This window comes from Streptomyces mirabilis (assembly GCF_018310535.1).
GTDB lineage: Bacteria > Actinomycetota > Actinomycetes > Streptomycetales > Streptomycetaceae > Streptomyces.
Map to the genome: position 1 here is coordinate 1,822,270 of NZ_CP074102.1, position 18,798 is coordinate 1,841,067.

The following is an 18,798-nucleotide window of genomic DNA, read 5'->3' on the forward strand; positions in this document are numbered from 1 at the left end:
GGGATGAAGTCCAAGCGAAATCCGAGCGGAAATCCGAGCAAAAAGGGGCCCGGGCGACTCTTCAGTCACCCGGGCCCTACGGAGTCACGCTCTTCCGCTCCGCGTGCGGCTCGGCGTCCAGCCGGCTTCTACTGGGCCGCTGCTCCGCTGAACCCCTACTCCGCCGAAACGACGGTCACTTCACCGATTCCGAGGGCCTTGACGGGCTCCTGGATGTGCGCGGCGTCGCCGACAAGGACGGTCACCAGACGGTCCACCGGGAAGGCGCTCACGGCGGCCGCGGTGGCCTCCACCGTGCCGGTCGCGGCGAGCTGCTGGTACAGCGTCGCCTGATAGTCGTCCGGCAGGTACTGCTCGACCTGGTCCGCGAGCGTGCCCGCGACGGCCGCCGCGGTCTCGAACTTGAGGGGCGCCACCCCCACCAGGTTCTGTACGGCGATGTCGCGCTCGGCGTCCGTCAGGCCCTCGGCGGCGAGGGTGCGCAGCACCTTCCAGAGGTCGTCGAGCGCCGGGCCGGTGTTCGGGGTGTCCACGGAGCCGCTGATGGCGAGCATCGCGATACCGGTTCCGTCCGGGGCGGCACGCAGGACCTGGCCGAACGCCCGCACACCGTAGGTGTAGCCCTTTTCCTCGCGCAGGACGCGGTCCAGGCGCGAGGTGAGGGTGCCGCCGAGGCAGTACGTACCGAGCACCTGGGCGGGCCACACACGGTCGTGCCGGTCGGCGCCGACGCGGCCGATGAGCAGCTGCGTCTGGACCGCGCCGGGGCGGTCCACGATGATCACACGGCCGGTGTCGTCGGCGGTCACCGGCGGCACGGGGCGCGGCTCGGCGGACGAGCCGGTCCAGTCGCCGAGCGTCTCGGCGAGCAGCGCGTCGAGGTCGACGCCCGTCAGGTCGCCGACGATCACGGCGGCGGCCGTGGCGGGACGTACGTGCTTGTCGAAGAAGGCGCGTACGGCCGCCGAGTCGATCTTCTGGACGGTCTCCTCGGTGCCCTGGCGCGGGCGCGACATGCGCGAGGTCGCCGGGAACAGCTCCTTGGAGAGCTCCTTGGCGGCACGCCGTGCCGGGTTGGCCGTCTCGTGCGGGATCTCGTCGAGCCGGTTGCGCACCAGCCGCTCGACCTCGCTGTCCGCGAACGCCGGTGCCCGCAGGGCGTCGGCGAGCAGCCCGAGCGCCTTGGGCAGGCGCGAGACGGGCACTTCGAGCGACAGCCGCACGCCGGGGTGGTCGGCGTGCGCGTCCAGGGTGGCGCCGCAGCGCTCCAGCTCGGAGGCGAACTCCTCGGCGGAAAGCTTGTCGGTGCCCTCGGAGAAGGCGCGCGCCATGATCGTGGCGACGCCGTCGAGGCCCGCGGGCTCGGCCTCCAGCGGCGCGGCGAGCAGCACCTCGACGGCGACGACCTGCTGGCCGGGGCGGTGGCAGCGCAGCACGGTCAGGCCGTTGTCCAGCGTGCCGCGCTCGGGCGCCGGGAAGGCCCAGGGCTTGGGCTGACCCGCCTGGGGCTGCGGGTGGAAGTCCATGGTGGCGAGCTCGGTCACTTCGCCGCCTCCTCGTCCTCTTCGGTGGTGTCGGCAGCGACCGGCTCGTACACGAGCACCGCGCGGTTGTCGGGGCGCAGGCGGGACTTGGCGACCTCCTGGACCTCCGCGGCCGTGATGTCCAGGACGCGCTGTACGGCCGTCAGGGCGAGCTGCGGGTCGCCGAACAGGACGGCGTACCGGCACAGTTCGTCGGCGCGGCCCGCGACCGTACCGAGCCGGTCCAGCCACTCGCGCTCCAACTGGGCCTGGGCGCGCTCCATCTCCTCGTCCGTGGGGCCCTCCTCGGCGAACCGGGCGAGCTCCTCGTCGACGGCGGACTCGATCACCGGGACCTCGACGTCACCGGACGTCTTCACGTCCAGCCAGCCCAGGGAGGGCGCTCCGGCGAGCCGCAGCAGGCCGAACCCGGCCGCGACGGCGGTGCGGTCGCGGCGTACGAGCCGGTTGTAGAGCCGGGACGACTCGCCGCCGCCGAGGATGGTGAGCGCCACGTCGGCCGCGTCGGCCGCGCGCGTGCCGTCCTCCGGGAGCCGGTAGGCGGCCATCAGGGCGCGCGCCGGGACCTCCTCCTCGACGACCTCGCGCAGCTGCTCGCCGATGACCTCGGGCAGCGAGCCGTCGCGCGGAGCGGGCTTGCCGTCGTGCCCGGGGATGGAGCCGAAGTACTTCTCGATCCAGGCGAGCGTCTGCTCCGGGTCGATGTCCCCGACCACGGAGAGCACCGCGTTGTTCGGCGCGTAGTAGGTGCGGAAGAAGGCGCGGGCGTCCTCCAGGGTCGCCGCGTCCAGGTCCGCCATCGACCCGATCGGGGTGTGGTGGTACGGGTGGCCCTCGGGGTAGGCGAGCCCGGTCAGCTTCTCGAAGGCGGTGCCGTAGGGCACGTTGTCGTACCGCTGGCGGCGCTCGTTCTTGACGACGTCCCGCTGGTTCTCCATGGACTCGTCGTCGAGCGCGGCCAGCAGCGAGCCCATGCGGTCGGCCTCCAGCCAGAGGGCGAGCTCCAGCTGGTGGGCGGGCATCGTCTCGAAGTAGTTGGTGCGCTCGAAGCTGGTCGTTCCGTTGAGGGAGCCGCCCGCGCCCTGCACCAGTTCGAAATGGCCGTTGCCCTTCACCTGGCCGGAGCCCTGGAACATCAGGTGCTCGAAAAGGTGAGCAAGGCCGGTACGGCCCTTGACCTCGTGCCGTGAGCCGACGTCGTACCAGAGGCACACCGCCGCGACCGGGGTCAGGTGGTCCTTGGAGAGCACCACGCGCAGGCCGTTGGCCAGGCGGTGCTCGGTCGCTGTCAGGCCGCCGGAGCCTGCCTCAGCTGTGGCCGTGTGACCCATGGGCATGTACGTCCCTTCGATCGCGGAAACTGCAGAATTCCTGCCGGTCCTGCCACTGTATGCAAGCGCGCCGACAGGTGGCGAAGTTCCCGCACCTCGTACGCCGAGAGCGAGAATTCCTGAGGTGGGAGGCCGGACTTCCGTTCACCGTGAGCGATCGGAACGGGGCGCCGTGGAGCCTCTACGGACGGGTCGCGGTCCGCGTTGTCAGTGCGGCGGTCCACAATGGTGCGCGTCAGAACCCGTTCATGCCCCGGCAGAGACTGTGAAGGAGCCGCAGCAGCGATGGCCCGCCGCAGCACGAAGACCCCGCCGCCCGAAGACTCGTACGAGGAGAAGATCCTCGACATCGACGTCGTGGACGAGATGCAGGGCTCCTTCCTCGAATACGCGTACTCGGTCATCTATTCGCGAGCCCTGCCGGATGCCCGTGACGGCCTCAAGCCCGTGCACCGCCGCATCGTGTACCAGATGAACGAGATGGGGCTGCGCCCCGACCGCGGCTATGTGAAGTGCGCCCGTGTCGTCGGCGAGGTCATGGGTAAGCTCCACCCGCACGGCGACGCGTCGATCTACGACGCGCTGGTGCGGCTGGCCCAGCCCTTCTCCATGCGCCTGCCGCTGGTCGACGGCCACGGCAACTTCGGCTCGCTCGGCAACGACGACCCGCCGGCCGCCATGCGTTACACCGAGTGCCGGATGGCCGACGCCACGTCACTGATGACCGAGTCCATCGACGAGGACACGGTCGATTTCGCGCCGAACTACGACGGTCAGGAGCAGGAGCCCGACGTCCTCCCGGCGGCGTACCCGAACCTGCTGGTCAACGGCTCGTCCGGGATCGCCGTCGGTATGGCGACGAACATGCCGCCGCACAACCTCGGCGAGGTCATCGCGGCCGCCCGTCACCTGATCCGCTATCCGGGCGCCGACCTGGACACGCTGATGAAGTACGTACCGGGTCCCGATCTGCCCACGGGCGGCCGGATCGTCGGCCTGACCGGGATCAGGGACGCCTACGAGTCGGGCCGCGGCACCTTCAAGATCCGCGCCACGGTGTCGGTGGAGGACGTCACAGCGCGCCGTAAGGGCCTCGTCGTCACCGAACTGCCCTTCACCGTCGGCCCGGAGAAGGTGATCACCAAGATCAAGGACCTGGTCAACGCCAAGAAGCTCCAGGGCATCGCCGATGTGAAGGACCTCACCGACCGTTCGCACGGACTGCGCCTGGTCATCGAGATCAAGAACGGCTTCGTGCCGGAAGCGGTCCTGGAGCAGCTCTACAAGCTGACGCCGATGGAGGAGTCCTTCGGCATCAACAACGTGGCGCTGGTGGACGGTCAGCCGCTCACCCTGGGCCTCAAGGAGCTCCTCGAGGTCTATCTCGACCACCGCTTCAACGTGGTGCGCCGCCGCAGTGAGTTCCGCCGCAGCAAGAAGCGCGACCGTCTCCACCTGGTCGAGGGCCTCCTCGTCGCCCTCCTGGACATCGACGAGGTCATCCGCCTCATCCGCTCCAGCGACAACTCGGCGCAGGCGAAGGAGCGCCTGATCGAGCACTTCTCCCTCTCCGAGATCCAGACGCAGTACATCCTGGACACGCCGCTGCGCCGCCTGACCCGGTTCGACCGCATCGAGCTGGAGTCGGAGCGCGACCGGCTCAACGGCGAGATCGACGAGCTGACCGGCATCCTGGACTCGGACGCCGAGCTGCGCAAACTGGTCTCCGGAGAACTGGCCGCGGTCGCCAAGAAGTTCGGCACCGACCGGCGCACGGTGCTTCTGGAGTCCGCGGGCACCCCCACCGCGACGGTCTCGCTCCAGGTGGCCGACGACCCGTGCCGGGTGCTGCTGTCCTCGACGGGTCTGCTGGCACGTACGGCCAATGGCGACCCCTTCGGGGAGGCCGAGGACGCCAAGCGCACCAAGCACGATCTGATCGTCTCCGCGGTGCCGGCGACGGCCCGCGGCGAGATCGGGGCGGTCACGTCCTCGGGCCGCCTGCTCCGGCTGAACGTGATCGACCTGCCACAACTACCGGAGACGGCGTCGGCGCCCAACCTCTCCGGAGGCGCGCCGATCGCGGAGTTCCTGTCCTCCCTGGAGCCGGACGACACGGTGGTCTGTCTGACGACCCTCGACGAGTCCTCGCCCGGCCTGGCGATCGGCACCGAACAGGGCGTCGTGAAGCGTGTGGTCCCCGACTACCCCTCGAACAAGGAGGAGTTGGAGGTCATCACCCTCAAGGACGGCGACAAAATCGTCGGAGCGGTCGAGCTGCGCACCGGCGAGGAGGACCTGGTCTTCATCACCGACGACGCCCAGCTGCTGCGCTACCAGGCCTCGCAGGTCCGCCCGCAGGGCCGGGCGGCCGGCGGCATGACGGGCATCAAGCTCACCGAGGGCGCGAAGGTGATCTCCTTCACCGCGGTCGACCCTGCGGTGGACGCGGTGGTCTTCACGGTGGCGGGCTCGCGCGGCACGCTGGACGACTCCGTCCAGACCACGGCCAAGCTGACGCCCTTCGACCAGTACCCGCGCAAGGGCCGCGCCACGGGTGGCGTGCGCTGCCAGCGGTTCCTGAAGGGCGAGGACTGCCTCTCGCTGGCCTGGGCGGGCGCGGTTCCGGCGCGCGCCGCGCAGAAGAACGGCACACCGGCCGAGCTGCCGGAGATCGACCCGCGCCGTGACGGCTCGGGAGTGTCGCTGGCGAAGACGGTGTCGGTGGTGGCGGGCCCGGTGTAGATCAACCGGTCTCTTCGAGACCGTCGGGCTCCTCGTCCTGTACGTGGCTGTCCTGGATGTAGCGGTCCTGGACGTGTCTGTCCTGCACGTAGCGGAGGACGCCCCACATGCTGTGTTCGTCGGCGTGTGGGGCGTCCTCTTTGCACGCCTCCAACTCCTTGGTCAGTGCCGCGGTGTCGATGCCGGAGCCGATCAGCACGAGCTGGGTGATCCGCGCCTCGGCGGAGGCCCAGGGCTCCGGGTAGAAGCGCAGAAACCGCCCGACGGCATGCACGGCGTACCGGTTGTCCCGGTCCTGGACGCCGAAATCGACATAGCCCTTGATGCGGTAGAGCCCCTCGGGCCTGCTGTCGAGGAAGTCCATCAACTCCCGCGGACCGAGCGGCACTTCGGAGCTGAAGGAGAGGGATTCGTAGGCGGAGTGCAGGTGGTGGTGGCGCCCCTGGGGGTCGCTCTCGTTGTGCCGGTGGAGGTCGTCGAAGGACAGCTGCCCGATGCGCTCCTCGCTCGGCCTGCAGTCGAAGAGGAACTCGGGGTCGACGCGGCCGTAGGTGGCGGGCACGACGGCGGCCCGGTCGACGAGTTCGCGTACGGCGCGCAGCACGCGCTCGCCGTCGTCGGCGCGGTCGATCTTGTTGACGACGACGAGATCGGCGAGGGCGAGATGCCGGTCGATCTCGGGATGCCTCTCGCGCGTACCGTCGAACTCGGCCGCGTCGACCACCTCGACGAGCCCGCCGTAGACGATCCGCGGATGCTCACTGGCCAGCACCATCCGCACGAGCTCCTGGGGCTCGGCGAGGCCGCTCGCCTCGATGACGATGACGTCGACACGGGCCGAGGGACGGGTCAGCCGCTCGAGATACTCGTCGAGCTCACTGGCGTCGACGGCGCAGCACAGGCATCCGTTCCCCAGCGAGACGGTGGAGTCCCCCAGCACCCCGGCCACGGCCATCGCGTCGATCTCGATCGCCCCGAAGTCGTTGACGACGGCGCCGATGCGGCTGCCTCCGCTGCGGTGCAGGAGGTGGTTGAGCAGGGTGGTCTTGCCCGAGCCGAGAAACCCGGCGAGGACGACGACCGGGACCTGCTGCGGGCTGGGCTGGCTCAACGGGCGACCTCTTTCACACCGACGCGTGCACCGGCTCATGAACCGGCTCTTGGACGAGGACGGCTCGTGGACCGGCGCTCGTACGGAGAATGGCTGCCGACCAAGGATACGAGTGGGAGGAATCCCCGCGAAGTGAACGATTGTTAGCGGCGCTCGCGGGGCACACGTTGGGCATGGCGCCGGTACACGCGACCCGCACTTCCCTCCGTGCGCCTCCTCTCCGCCTCCCCGCCGATCAGAGCCGCTCGGCAAAACTGGGAGACGGCAAGCGCGCCGCCCACCGCTCGCCGGTCCGCTCCCTGTCGCCCCACAACCGACGACCGGCGGAACGGTCGCCTGATTCGGGGGTTGACATGGCCACACAGAATTCCGCGATACGGAGGCTTGGCTCAGATGCCTGGGCCAAGCTCGCCCTCGCGGCCAACGCCGTCGCGGAACGCAGCTCACGGCAGCGCAGGCGCGCCGTGCTCACCGAGCAGCACCGGCTCCATTTCGATCTACTGTGCAAGGCCATGGACGATCCCGCCCTCGCCGCGGTCCTGAACACGTACGAGACGGAGATCACCTCCGAGGAGCAGCGGCAGTACCTCTTCGCCAACGCGCTCTACATCAACGCCCTGTACTTCCACCGGATCGGGGCCCTGACGCGTGCGGAGCTGCACGGCCACTTCCGCATCATGTGCCAGAACCAGATCTTCCGGGCGTACTGGGTGGCGACGGAGCACCACCGCAAGAGCCTGCCCGACTCCTCCGAAGAGGCCGAACTGGGCCGGATGATGGACAGCCTGATACAGGATCAGACTGATTCCGACACCGACGAATGGTGGGTCGTGGGAGAGCCCGACGAAGAATCGCCGTGACCGCTGGCGCCGTCCGCCACCCTCGCGCGCCCCGCACACGACCCTCGCACCCCCTTCAAGGGAGGCGCAGACCTACACTCGACCGTTTGCTGTTGCTTTGCGCACCATGGGCAACAGAAGCCGCCATATTGTCGCCCGGCCAGACATCCGGCCACTCCGACGAACATCTCTGCGCTCGGAGCCGTACCGGTCGCCTGCCTGAGCCCCCGACGCCGACCAACGGGGCTACGCGTATCGCGTCCTGGCACGCATCTGCAGCACCGTGGAAAAGGTGTTCCGGCGTCGGCCATAGCTCCGGAGGCCACCACGCATCCGGCGGCGACGCGGCCCGGACACCCCGCGCGCGGGAGGTGCGCCGACCGTAGCCCCGATGCGCACCCATCACCCCAATGCCAGGTGTCGTCAAGAGGAGATGCAGAAATCGCCGACTGCTTGTCGTTGCTTTGCGCACCATGGGCAACAGAAGCCGCTATGTTGTCGCCTGGCCAGATTTCCGGCCACTCCACTCCGACGAACACCCCTGCGCTCGGAGACACCTTGCTGCCTCCGACGAACATCTCCGCTCGGAGACAGGCACGCTCCGAGGACCCCACAGCTCGGAGGCACCCATCAGTCCGAGCCATAAGGTTGGTACCACTCCGTGAAAATCGTGCGACGTGTCGGGGCTACACCACGCGAGCGCGGCAGCGCCACTGGTCAGTCGTGCCCCGACATCTTCGAACTCAGTGACGGCAGCTTCGCTGTCATTGGGCGCGAGGCCACCAAGGAACTCGACCCCGAGCTTCCGCCCGACGCCGCACGAGCCGACTATGAGCGGATCGTCATCATCACGCGCGAGACCCTGCTCCGCGCGAAGAAGGACATCCCTGATGCTTGACGTCACCGCCGCCAGGAATCGATCCAGGGATTGATCCAGGCACGGCTCCAGGAACCGATCGCGGGCAGCCGAAGGTCGGAGTTCCGCCCGGTACCCCTTGGGCCACGACGTCCAGGCCCGGCATCGACGTGATGCCGGGCCCTTCACGTGTCACGACACTGGATCGCGTCAGCCGGCCACCGGTTCCGCCGGTTCCGGCACCGGCACCGGCGGAACCGGCCCCACATACCGTGCCGCCGGACGGATGATCTTCGGGTCCTCCGCCTGTTCCAGGACGTTGGCGCTCCAGCCGACGACGCGGGCCGCGGCGAAGGTGGGGGTGAACATCTCCCGCGGGAGACCGCACAGTTCCATGACCACGCCCGCGTAGAACTCCACGTTGGTGTGGAGTTCGCGGCCGGGCTTCAGCTCGGCCAGGATCGCCTCCACCCGGTGTTCGACCTCGACGGCGAAATCGACCAGAGAACCACCGAACTGCTGGGCGATACCGCGGAGCATGCGGGAGCGGGGGTCCTCGGTGCGGTACACCGCGTGTCCGAAGCCCATGATGCGATCGCCCGCGAGGACTCGTTCACGGATCCAGGGGTCGATGCGGTCGGAAGTGCCGATCGCATCGAGGGTGTCCAGGGCCCGGCTCGGCGCACCGCCGTGCAGCGGGCCCGACAGCGCCCCGACCGCACCCACCAGGCACGCGGCCACGTCCGCCCCGGTCGACGCGACCACCCGCGCGGTAAAGGTTGACGCATTGAATCCGTGATCAATGGTTGATATCAAGTACTGCTCCACCGCCCGGGCCCGAGCAGGGTCCGGCTCCGAGCCCGTCAGCATGTAGAGGTAGTTCGCGGCGTACGGCAGGTCGTCACGCGGTTCCACCGGCTCCAGCCCCCGCCCGAGCCGATACAGCGCGGTGAGCAGTGTCGGCACGGCCGCGCACGCCGCGAGCGTGTCCGCGCGACGCCGGTCGACGTCGATGTCGTACACCGGCCGGAACCCCAACGACGCGCCGAGCAGCGACAACGCGGTCCGCAGTCCCGCGAGCGGTCCGGACGGTCCGGTCGCCGCGGCGATCGCCGGCAGCGCCGTGCGCACCTCGTCCGGCAGCCCACGCAGTGCCGCGGTCCGCGCGGCGAAGGCGGCACCGCGCGCCACGTCCGGCAGTTCACCGTGGACCAGTAGATGCCAGACATCCTCGAACCCGCGGGTCTGCGCGAGCTCGACGGCCGAGTACTGGCGGTAGTGGTAGAAGCCCTCCCGCCCCCTGACGTCACCCAGCGCGGTGTCGGTGACGACGACACCCGAGAGTCCTCTCGGTACGTCGACAGGGGTGATGGACGGTGCGGTAGCGGCCCGGTTGATCGGCATGCTTTCCTCCCTGAACTTGATTCGACTGTCCATGCTTGACTGGATCCGTGTCAATATTGATTGGATCAATATGCCGATACACGGATACGGTGGCGTCCATGAGGGATCAGGAACCGGCAGGGTCGACACACGAAGGACCTGGAGGCCGCGGAGGCCGGCGGCTCAGCACCAGGGAGGCCGCCGAGCTGCTCGGCGTGAAGCCCGAGACCGTGTACGCATATGTGAGCCGCGGTCAGCTCAGCAGCCGACGCGACCCCGGAGGTCGCGGCAGCACCTTCGACGCCAAGGACGTGGAGGCGCTCGCTCGGCGCAACAGGCGTGACTCCAGCGGGAGTTCGAGCACAGGCGGCGAGCTGTCCGTCCGTACCCGCATCACTCTCATCGACAAGGACCGGTACTACTACCGAGGCGTCGACGCGACCGAACTGGCCGCGCGTCACTCCTACGAAGAGATCGCCGAATGGCTGTGGACCGGAGAGCTGCGCCCCGGCGTCACGTTCACCGCCCCGGAGACGTCCGTCACCGCCGCTCGCCGCGCCGTGGACGCGCTGCCCGAGCACAGCGGTCCCACGGACCGGCTCCGGGTCGCCGCGATCGCCGCCTCGGCCGCCGATCCACTGCGCTTCGACCTCTCGGAGAGCGCCGTCCTCGGCACCGCGCGCACCCTCATCCCCACCCTCGTCGCCGCCCTCCCGCCCCTGCGTCGCGACCACCGCGACGAAGGCCCGCTGGCTCACCGGCTGTGGGGACGCCTCACCGGCCGGACTCCCGACCAGGCGTCACTTCGAGTGCTGGACACGGCACTCGGCCTGCTCGTCGACCACGACCTGGCCGCCTCGACTCTCGCGGTGCGGGTCGCCGCCTCGGCACGGGCACACCCGTATGCCGCCGTCTCGGCGGGCCTCGGTGTGCTCGAAGGCCCTCTGCACGGCGCGGCCAGCGGCCTCGCCCACCGGCTGCTCCTCGACGTCCTCGACCGGGGCACCGCGGCCCCCGTGGTCGCCGACGAGCTGCGCGCCGGACGCCGCGTCCCCGGGCTCGGCCACCGGCTCTACACCGGCGAGGACCCACGCGCGCGTGCCCTGTTCGCCCTCCTGGAGGAGGTCCCAGGCGCGGCGCCCGCCCTGGCGGCGGCCCAGGACATCGTGACCACCACCGCCCGGCACACTCCCCTGCACGCCAACGTCGACCTGGCGCTGGCCGTCCTCACGGTCTCCTCCGGCATGTCCGCCTCCGCCGGGGAGACTGTTTTCGCCGTCGCCCGAACAGCGGGATGGATCGCCCACACCCTGGAGGAGTACGAGGAACGCCCGCTGCGCATGCGCCCGAGCGGCCACTACGTAGGAGCGCGGCCGCCGCAGCCACTCCCCGAGTGAGCCCCGGAGCGCCCCACAGCGCTCCGAATGCGCCCAAAGTGCGCCCCCATACGCACGGTCGGAAGTCGCCCCGGGCGAAGTCAGGTTAGGCTCACCTCTGTGAGTACGTGCACGACCGCGTCCCGGGACCTCGACGAGCCCCTCGCGGGGACCGCGGCGACCGCGAGGACATGGCTGCTCCTCGAACAGCCGGGCCCCTGGGGTGCCAAGGCGCTCACGTCGAGCCACCTGGACCCGGCACTCGGCCGCGCGCTCGAAGCCGCAGCCCAGGACACCGGGGTGCGGATCGCGCTCATCCGCCGCCCCGGGCGGCACGCCGACTGCGGTACGCCCGCCGAGCGCCAGGTGTACGCGGCTCACACCACCCCGGGCAACGTATGGCTGCACAGCGCCACGACGTGCGCTCCTGAGCGGTTGCTCGACCTGGACTTCACCGCGCTCGGCAAGGGAGACCCCCGCACCTTCGACGCGGCTCTCCAGGGTCGGCGCCACACGGGCGACCCGCTCGCGCTCGTCTGCACCAACGGCAAGCGCGACCGCTGCTGCGCCCTCCTGGGCCGGCCCCTCGCGGCGGAACTCGCCGCCTCTGGCGTGGCGGGCGCGTGGGAGGTCACCCACCTCGGCGGTCACCGCTTCTCGCCGACCCTGCTCGTCCTGCCGTTCGGATACGCCTATGGGCGGGCCGAGGCCCACGCGGTCAAGGAGATCCTCCAGGGCGTGCGGGAGGGCCGCGTCGTCACGGAGGGCTGCCGCGGCAACTCGGCGTGGGAGCGGCCCGGGCAGGCGGCGGAGCTGGCCGTGCGCAGGGCCTGCGGAGAGCACGCCGCGGAAGCCCTCGGCGTCGTCCGCACGGACGGCGTGGCGCCGCGCTGGGAGGTGACCGTCGCCCACACCGACGGGCGCCTGTGGCGCGTCATCGTCGCGCAGGGCGCCTCACTGCCGCCCCGCCCGGAGAGCTGCGGCTCGGCGCTGGGCTCCCCGGCCCGGATGGACGTGGTCGCCGTACGGGAGATGCCCCGGGCCGCGATCCCCGTAGCCTGCTGACCAAGACTCCTGAGCGGGCCGGCCCGTACCCGCCGACCACGGCTTCCCCACACGCCACGCGAGAGATCCACGCCACACTCCCTTCGGCCCGGCGCGCGCTCCCCCGTACCGTCATGGGTATGAGCCCCACTCCCCCCGCACGACGACTGCGCCTCGGTCTGCCGCGGCGGGCGTTCTCGCAGGTACTGCTGATGCAGGTGGCGATAGCCGCCGGGGTCGCCGTGCTCGCGACGGGGCTGTTCCTCGCCCCGCTCAGCGCCCAGCTCGACGACGAGGCCATGCGCCGGGCGCTCGCGATCGCGCAGACCACGGCCGCACAGCCGCAGATCGCCAGGGACATGCAGACGACCCTGCCGTCCGTGAAGGGCCCCGTACAGGTCGCCGCGGAACGGATCCGCAAGGCCAGCGGGGCCGACTACGTCGTGGTGATGAACACGCACTGGGTGCGCTGGTCGCACAAGGACACCTCACAGATCGGCGGGGTCGTCTCGACCAACCCCAGCCAGGCCCTGGCCGGCAAGGACGTCATGGAGATCGACACCGGCACGCTGGGGCGCTCGGCCCGCGGCAAGGTACCGCTGCGCGACGCAGACGGGCACATCATCGGCGCGGTCTCGGTGGGCATCAAGTACGACAGTGTGCGCGCCCGGCTGATCCACGCGATCCCGGGACTCCTCGCGTACGCGGGCGGGGCTCTGGCCGTCGGCGCATTCGCCGCGTACCTGCTCTCCCGACGGGTCCAGCGGCAGACCCGTGACCTGGCCTTCTCCGACATCTCGGCGTTGCTCGCGGAGCGCGAGGCGATGCTGCACGGCATTCGGGAGGGCGTCATCGCCCTGGACCGTGTCGGCCGCGTACGGCTCCTCAACGACGAGGCGCAGCGCCTGCTCGGGCTGGACGCGGAGGCCATCGGGCAGCCGCTCGACGACGCGCTCGGGCCGGGCCGCACGACCGATGTGCTGGCCGGACGGGTCACTGGCACGGATCTGCTGACGGTGCGTGGTCAGCGCGTCCTGGTCGCCAACCGCATGCCGACCGACGACGGCGGCGCCGTGGCCACCCTGCGCGACCGCACGGAACTGGAGCAGCTGGGCCGTGAACTCGACTCGACCCGCGGTCTGATCGACGCCCTGCGCGCGCAGGACCACGAGCACGCCAACCGGATGCACACGGTGCTGGGGCTGCTCGAACTGGAGATGTACGACGACGCCGTGGAGTTCGTCGGCGAGGTGGTCGGCGACCACAGGGTCACCGCGGAGCAGGTCACCGAAAAGATCCACGATCCGTTGCTGGCCGCCCTGCTGGTCGGCAAGGCCACGGTGGCGGCCGAGCGCGGGGTGGCTCTCTGGGTCGCGGACGGGACCCGGCTGCCCGACCGGCTGGTCGACCCGCGGGGGCTGGTCACCGTCGTGGGTAATCTGGTCGACAACGCACTCGACGCCGTCGCGGGCACCCCGCACGCGCGTGTGGAGGTCGAATTGCGCGCCGAGGGACGCACGGCCGTGCTGCGCGTACGGGACACCGGGCCGGGAATTCCGGCGGAGCGGCGGGAGCTGATCTTCACCGACGGGTGGTCCACCAAGAAGCCACCCGCGCACGGCAAACGCGGACTCGGGCTCTCCCTGGTGCGTCGGCTCGCTGAGCGGCAAGGAGGCAGTGCGGAGGCGGCGGAGGCCGACGGAGGGGGCGCGGAGTTCACGGTCGTCCTGCCGGAAGCGCTCACGGAGGCCGGTCTCGGGCCGACGGAAGGTCTCGGGCCGACGGAAGGTCTCGTGCCGACGGAAGGTCTCGTGCCGGGCCCGGAGGGCGAACCCGGCCGCGGGCCCGCACCGGAACTCGTACGACAGCCGGACGCGTTCTCCCAGGACAGCATGGGCACCACGACCGCCGAGGAGGAGTCGCGATGATCGAGGTCCTGGTCGTGGACGACGACACGCGGGTTGCGCGGGTCAACGCCGCGTACGTCGGCAAGGTGCCCGGCTTCCGTGTCGCCGGCGAGGCGCACAGCGCCGCCGAGGCGCTGCACCGGATGGAGACGCTGCCCCACCTGGACCTGGTCCTGATGGACCACTACCTGCCCGACGAGACGGGCCTCGCGGTCGTCCAGGAGATGCGGCGGCGTGGCCACCAGACCGACGTCATCATGGTGACCGCGGCCCGCGACATCTCGACCGTCCAGGCGGCCATGCGGCAGGGCGCCCTCCAGTACCTGGTCAAGCCGTTCGCCTTCGCGGGCCTGCGCGCCAAGCTGGAGGCTTACGCGGATCTGCGCCGCACGCTCGACGGCGGCGGCGAGGCCGAGCAGGCCCAGGTGGACCGGATTTTCGGCGCCCTGTCGGCGAGTGCGGAGCCGAACCTGCCCAAAGGACACTCTCCCCCGACCGCGGAGCTCGTCCGGAGGGCCCTGGTGACCGCTGAGGGGCCGCTGTCGGCCCAGGAGATCGCCGAGGAGACCGGACTGAGCCGGCAGACCGCCCAGCGCTATCTGAAGCTCCTGGAGCGCACGGGACGGGCCAGGCTGACCCTCAAATACGGCGACGCGGGCCGCCCGGAGCATCGCTACGTCTGGGCGACCCGCGCCTGAGGGCACGACCGAAGAGGGGAAGATCCTGAAGACGCGGCCACGGGGCGGGGGAAGAGGCCGCGCCCCGCTCTGGGCCGGTGGCGGCCTTCGCTTCTCCGCCAGTGGTGGCCTTGGTGGCCTTCTGCCTCAGCCAGTGACGGCCTTCTTCACGAACTCCGTGGTGTACGTCTTGCTCAGGTCCACCTTGGCGTTCTTGATGTTGGGGTTGAACGCCTTGAGCACCTTCTCGACGGTCTCGGGGCCGTCTGCGGGCATCACGCCGTCCTTGGTGAACATCGGCAGCGTGCTCTGGATGGCGGTCGCGTAGAGCGTCTTGTTGCCCTGGGAGTAGTCGGCGGGCATCTTGGCGGCGATCTCGGAGGCGCTGTGCGTGGACATCCACTTGAGGGTCTTCACGAAGGCGTTGGCCAGCTTCTGGACCGTCTCCTTGTGGCTGTTCACCCAGTCCGTCTGCATGTAGAGGCTGGACGAGGGATACGGGCCGCCGAGCGCCTCCTGCGATCCACTCGGCGTGCGCATGTCGATGAGCACCTTGCCGAGGCCCTTCTGCAGGACCGTGGCGACGGTCGGGTCCGTCGTCATGCCGCCGTCGATGGCCCCCTTCTGGAGCGCCGAGACGAAGGTCGGACCGGCACCCACGGCGACCGGCGCGAACTCGCTGACCTTCACACCGTTCTTGACCGCGAGGTACTTGGTGAGGAAGTCGGTGGAGGAACCGAGCCCGGTGACGCCGAGCTTCTTGCCCTTGAAGTCCTTGGGCGAGGTGATGTCGTCCGCGCGCTTGTTGGAGACGATCTCCACCTCGCCGGGCGCGTGCGAGAACTGCACGACGGACTCCACGGCCTTGCCCTTGGTCTGCAGGTCGAGGGTGTGGTCGTAGAAGCCGACGGCTCCCTGGACCTGCCCGGACACGAGTGCGGTCTCCGCCTGCACACCGGCCGGCTCACTCAGGAGTTCGACATTCAAACCCTCGTCGTTGAAGTAGCCGAGCCGCTGCGTGAGCATCGCCGGCATGTAGATGACCTTGTCCAGGCCACCGACCATGATCTTGACGTGCTCCCCCTTGCCTCCGCCCCCGTTGCTGCCGGAGTCGGCGGTGGTGGAGGCCGCGTCGTTGGCGCAGGCGGTGAGCGAGGAGAGGGCGAGCAGACCGGCGGCTGCCAGCGCGGAGTATCTGGCGGTCTTGCGCATGATGGGTCACGTCCTTGTGAGAATGCAATGCGGGAAAAGGGGTGCCTTGGGGAGCGTTGAGCGGAAAAGGGGCACCCTGGAGAGCGCCGAAAGGAAATCGGGGACCTTGGAGAGCTCTGAGAGGAAATCCGGCTCCCTGGGCGGGTGTTGTCTGCCGATCAGCTCTCGGAGTCGGACGGCTTCCAGCGGAAGATGCGGCGCTCGGCGAAGGTGAGCAGCCCTTCGGCCAGCAGGGCGACGACGGCGAGGATGACCATCGCGGCGTACACACCGGCCGCGTTGAAGGTGCCCTGGGACTGGGCGACGAGCAGACCGATGCCCTTGGTGGCGCCGATGTACTCGCCGACGATCGCACCGATGAGGGCGAAGCCGAAGCTGACATGAAGGCTGGTGAAGATCCACGAGGTGGCCGAGGGGATGACGACCTGAAGCGTCACCCGGCGGTCGCTCGCCCCCAGGATCCGGGCGTTGGCGACGAGGTTGCGGTCGACCTCACGGGCGCCCTGGAACGCATTGAAGAAAACCGGGAAGAAGACCAGGACCACGGCCGAGGCGACCTTGGAGGCCGGTCCGAGCCCGAACCAGATCACGAAGATCGGCGCGAGGACGATCCTGGGTATGGAGTTGAGCACCTTGATGTATGGACCAAGGACATCGGCGAGGAAGGCGATGCGTCCCAGCGCGATACCGAAGACCACGCCGGCCACGACTCCGATGACCCAGCCGAGCAGTGCCTCGTGGAGCGTGTACCAGATCTGCTCGCCGAGTGAGCCGAGCGCCGTCCCGTGGGTCACCCAGGTGTAGACCTGGTCCCAGATCTTCGACGGCATGGAGAAGTTGAACGGGTCGATGATCTTGGCGCGTGCGAACACCTCCCACAGGCCGAGCACGGCGACCAGGAGCACCGCACGGACGGCGGCGACGATGATCCTGCGTCTGCGGGCCGCACGGGCACGGGAGTGGGCGCGTCCCGGCTTGGCGGGCTCGGTGGCGGTCGCCGCGACGACGGTCTCGGGCATGACGTCAGGCGACATTCGCGGCGCCCCTCTCTCGGGTGATGCGGACCTCTTCACCGAGGGACTCCCAGATCTCGCGGTAGATCTCGATGAACCGTGGCTCCAGGCGCACCGATTCGACCTTGCGCGGCCTCGGCAGATCGATGTCGAAGACCTGCTTCACGGTGGCGGGGCCCGCGGTCATCACGACGACCTTGTCGGCGAGCGCGATGGACTCCTCCAGGTCGTGGGTGACGAAGACGACCGAGGCTCCCGTGCCCTCCCACAGCTCCAGCAGCTCGTCCGACATCAGGGCCCTGGTCTGCACGTCGAGCGCCGAGAACGGCTCGTCCATCAGCAGGATCTCGGGGTCGTTGACGAAGGTCGCGGCGAGGGCGACGCGCTTGCGCTGACCGCCGGAGAGCTGGTGCGGGTAGCGGTCCTCGAAGGCCGACAGTCCGACCCTGGCCAGCCATTCGCGGGCCCGCTGCTTGGCCTCCGTCTTGGGAACACCGCGAAAACGCGGGCCGGCCATGACGTTGGACAGGACCGTGCGCCAGGGGAAGGTGGCGTCCTGCTGGAAGACGAAGCCGACCTTGTCGCCCACGCCCGCGACCGGCTCGCCGGCCACCAGGACCTCGCCCTCGGTGGGCTCCTCCAGACCGCTCACCAGGGTCAGGGTGGTGGACTTCCCGCAGCCGGTGGGGCCGACGACGGCCACGAACTCGCCACGGCCGATGGTCAGATCGAGCTCCCTGACCGCCGTGTGAAGACCCCCTGACGGGGTCTTGAAGATCTTGCTCGCGCCCCGCAGCTCAATGGCGGGGCTGGTGTCTGCGCTCATGGCCCGGGACCGTAGATGTGGCGCGGGCCACAGCATCAGTCTTCTGGGCGCAAGGCCTTCTTATGCTTGCAAGAGTCTGTTGTGCTCGTTTTGCTCGCGCTACAACAGCGGAGCCGAAACACGGGCTTAACGCTCGCCAGGCCTTGAGAGAAAGAGGCCCGATGATTGACGTCCTGGTCGTGGACGACGACTTCCGCGTCGCTGAGATCAACGCGAAGTACGTGGGGAAGGTTCCCGGATTCCGGGTGGCCGCCCGCGCGCACAGCGCTGCCCAGGCCCTGGCCGCCGTGGAGCGCGCGCCCGTCGACCTGGTACTGCTCGACCACTATCTGCCCGACCAGACGGGCCTCGAACTGGTGCACCGCATGCGCGAACGCGGCCACGGTACCGACGTCATCATGATCACCGCGGCCAGCGATGTGACGACCGTGCAGGCCGCGATGCGCCTGGGCGCCCTGCACTATCTGGTCAAGCCGTTCACCTTCGCCGCGCTGCGCACCCGCCTCGACTCGTACGCGGCCCTGCGGCGCACCGTCGACCGGGTCGGCGGGCGCGGCGTGGCGGGTCAGGAGCAGGTCGACCGGATCTTCAGCGCCCTGCGCACCACGCCCGTCCCGTCGTCGCCGGGGCTGCCCAGCGGCCACTCGGAACCCACCACGGACCTGATCTGCGGTGTCCTCCACCGTGCGAACCAGCCGCTGTCGGCCCACGAGGTCGCGGCCGAGACCGGGCTCAGCCGCTCCACCGCCCAGCGCTATCTGCGCCACCTCGAACAGGCCGGACGGCTGCGCCTCTCGCTCAGGTACGGCGACACGGGCCGCCCGGAACACCGGTACGCCTGGGTGGCGCCCTAGGGCTTGCCGTTTGGATCACCCCGGCGCACGACGTACGCCGCTGGGCCGTACGTCGCTGGGGGCGCCCCCGCTAGCTGAAG

The 18,798-nt window shown here is 69.8% G+C and carries 15 protein-coding genes; 8 read left to right on the plus strand and 7 right to left on the minus strand.

All coding sequences use genetic code 11. The features are described 5' to 3' along the window. Positions 1 to 155: 155 nt before the first annotated feature. Complete coding sequence (locus SMIR_RS08095) at positions 156 to 1,544, minus strand: M16 family metallopeptidase (protein ID WP_168496446.1); 1,389 nt, start codon at positions 1,542 to 1,544, stop codon at positions 156 to 158. Further along, positions 1,541 to 2,881, minus strand: coding sequence for a M16 family metallopeptidase (locus tag SMIR_RS08100; protein WP_101401146.1), 1,341 nt, complete (start codon positions 2,879 to 2,881; stop codon positions 1,541 to 1,543). The genes SMIR_RS08095 and SMIR_RS08100 overlap by 4 nt, the downstream gene beginning before the upstream one ends. A 279-nt stretch (positions 2,882 to 3,160) precedes the next feature. Between SMIR_RS08100 and SMIR_RS08105 the strand changes: the two genes are divergently transcribed. Further along, on the plus strand, positions 3,161 to 5,620 hold the full coding sequence (locus tag SMIR_RS08105; RefSeq protein ID WP_168496444.1) for a DNA gyrase/topoisomerase IV subunit A: 2,460 nt from the start codon (positions 3,161 to 3,163) through the stop codon (positions 5,618 to 5,620). 1 nt (position 5,621) lies between these two features. Here the strand turns inward: SMIR_RS08105 and SMIR_RS08110 are convergent, their stop codons facing one another. Next, positions 5,622 to 6,731 (minus strand): CobW family GTP-binding protein, encoded by a 1,110-nt coding sequence (locus SMIR_RS08110; protein ID WP_168496442.1) that lies wholly within the window; start codon positions 6,729 to 6,731, stop codon positions 5,622 to 5,624. A gap of 353 nt (positions 6,732 to 7,084) precedes the next feature. Here SMIR_RS08110 and SMIR_RS08115 point away from each other — a divergent pair, with 353 nt between their 5' ends. Together SMIR_RS08115 and SMIR_RS08120 are read left to right on the plus strand one after the other, a co-directional pair. Beyond that, positions 7,085 to 7,591, plus strand: coding sequence for a DUF6082 family protein (locus SMIR_RS08115; RefSeq protein ID WP_168496440.1), 507 nt, complete (start codon positions 7,085 to 7,087; stop codon positions 7,589 to 7,591). 640 nt (positions 7,592 to 8,231) lie between these two features. Beyond that, complete coding sequence (locus SMIR_RS08120; RefSeq protein WP_054229908.1) at positions 8,232 to 8,468, plus strand: hypothetical protein; 237 nt, start codon at positions 8,232 to 8,234, stop codon at positions 8,466 to 8,468. 168 nt (positions 8,469 to 8,636) lie between these two features. Here the strand turns inward: SMIR_RS08120 and SMIR_RS08125 are convergent, their stop codons facing one another. Beyond that, positions 8,637 to 9,830 (minus strand): citrate synthase/methylcitrate synthase, encoded by a 1,194-nt coding sequence (locus SMIR_RS08125; RefSeq protein WP_168496438.1) that lies wholly within the window; start codon positions 9,828 to 9,830, stop codon positions 8,637 to 8,639. A 98-nt stretch (positions 9,831 to 9,928) separates the two neighbouring features. Here SMIR_RS08125 and SMIR_RS08130 point away from each other — a divergent pair, with 98 nt between their 5' ends. From SMIR_RS08130 to SMIR_RS08145, 4 genes are all read left to right on the plus strand, one after another. After that, positions 9,929 to 11,206, plus strand: a complete 1,278-nt coding sequence (locus tag SMIR_RS08130; RefSeq protein ID WP_168496436.1) for a citrate synthase — start codon at positions 9,929 to 9,931, stop codon at positions 11,204 to 11,206. Positions 11,207 to 11,305: 99 nt separating this feature from the next. Continuing rightward, positions 11,306 to 12,250 (plus strand): ferredoxin family protein, encoded by a 945-nt coding sequence (locus tag SMIR_RS08135; RefSeq protein WP_168496434.1) that lies wholly within the window; start codon positions 11,306 to 11,308, stop codon positions 12,248 to 12,250. 119 nt (positions 12,251 to 12,369) lie between these two features. Further along, positions 12,370 to 14,157 carry a sensor histidine kinase gene (locus SMIR_RS08140; RefSeq protein WP_168496432.1) on the plus strand — a complete coding sequence of 596 codons (1,788 nt, stop codon included), beginning with the start codon at positions 12,370 to 12,372 and terminating at the stop codon, positions 14,155 to 14,157. Beyond that, positions 14,154 to 14,834 (plus strand): response regulator, encoded by a 681-nt coding sequence (locus SMIR_RS08145; protein ID WP_168496430.1) that lies wholly within the window; start codon positions 14,154 to 14,156, stop codon positions 14,832 to 14,834. Before SMIR_RS08140 ends, SMIR_RS08145 begins: the two co-directional genes overlap by 4 nt. Before the next feature lie 126 nt (positions 14,835 to 14,960). On the opposite strand, the gene SMIR_RS08150 is transcribed toward SMIR_RS08145, so the two are convergent. The 3 genes from SMIR_RS08150 to SMIR_RS08160 form a co-directional block, all read right to left on the minus strand. Next, positions 14,961 to 16,025: an ABC transporter substrate-binding protein gene (locus SMIR_RS08150; RefSeq protein WP_168496428.1), complete on the minus strand. Its 1,065-nt coding sequence runs from the start codon at positions 16,023 to 16,025 to the stop codon at positions 14,961 to 14,963. Between the two features lie 158 nt (positions 16,026 to 16,183). Further along, a complete protein-coding gene (locus SMIR_RS08155; protein WP_168496426.1) occupies positions 16,184 to 17,059 on the minus strand; it encodes an ABC transporter permease in 876 nt (291 codons plus the stop codon). Then, complete coding sequence (locus tag SMIR_RS08160; protein ID WP_054229902.1) at positions 17,049 to 17,864, minus strand: ABC transporter ATP-binding protein; 816 nt, start codon at positions 17,862 to 17,864, stop codon at positions 17,049 to 17,051. Before SMIR_RS08160 ends, SMIR_RS08155 begins: the two co-directional genes overlap by 11 nt. A gap of 161 nt (positions 17,865 to 18,025) precedes the next feature. Between SMIR_RS08160 and SMIR_RS08165 the strand changes: the two genes are divergently transcribed. Continuing rightward, entirely contained in the window at positions 18,026 to 18,718 is a 693-nt protein-coding gene (locus tag SMIR_RS08165; RefSeq protein WP_168496424.1) for a response regulator, read from the plus strand. Positions 18,719 to 18,798: the final 80 nt, after the last annotated feature.

Bases quoted from the DNA above. Each gene is read 5' to 3' on its own strand.
- SMIR_RS08100 (WP_101401146.1), bottom strand. From the start codon at position 2,881: ATGCCCATGGGTCACACGGCCACAGCTGAGGCAGGCTCCGGCGGCCTG.
- SMIR_RS08105 (WP_168496444.1), top strand. From the start codon at position 3,161: ATGGCCCGCCGCAGCACGAAGACCCCGCCGCCCGAAGACTCGTACGAG.
- SMIR_RS08115 (WP_168496440.1), top strand. From the start codon at position 7,085: ATGGCCACACAGAATTCCGCGATACGGAGGCTTGGCTCAGATGCCTGG.
- SMIR_RS08125 (WP_168496438.1), bottom strand. From the start codon at position 9,830: ATGCCGATCAACCGGGCCGCTACCGCACCGTCCATCACCCCTGTCGAC.
- SMIR_RS08130 (WP_168496436.1), top strand. From the start codon at position 9,929: ATGAGGGATCAGGAACCGGCAGGGTCGACACACGAAGGACCTGGAGGC.
- SMIR_RS08140 (WP_168496432.1), top strand. From the start codon at position 12,370: ATGAGCCCCACTCCCCCCGCACGACGACTGCGCCTCGGTCTGCCGCGG.
- SMIR_RS08145 (WP_168496430.1), top strand. From the start codon at position 14,154: ATGATCGAGGTCCTGGTCGTGGACGACGACACGCGGGTTGCGCGGGTC.
- SMIR_RS08150 (WP_168496428.1), bottom strand. From the start codon at position 16,025: ATGCGCAAGACCGCCAGATACTCCGCGCTGGCAGCCGCCGGTCTGCTC.
- SMIR_RS08155 (WP_168496426.1), bottom strand. From the start codon at position 17,059: ATGTCGCCTGACGTCATGCCCGAGACCGTCGTCGCGGCGACCGCCACC.
- SMIR_RS08160 (WP_054229902.1), bottom strand. From the start codon at position 17,864: ATGAGCGCAGACACCAGCCCCGCCATTGAGCTGCGGGGCGCGAGCAAG.
- SMIR_RS08165 (WP_168496424.1), top strand. From the start codon at position 18,026: ATGATTGACGTCCTGGTCGTGGACGACGACTTCCGCGTCGCTGAGATC.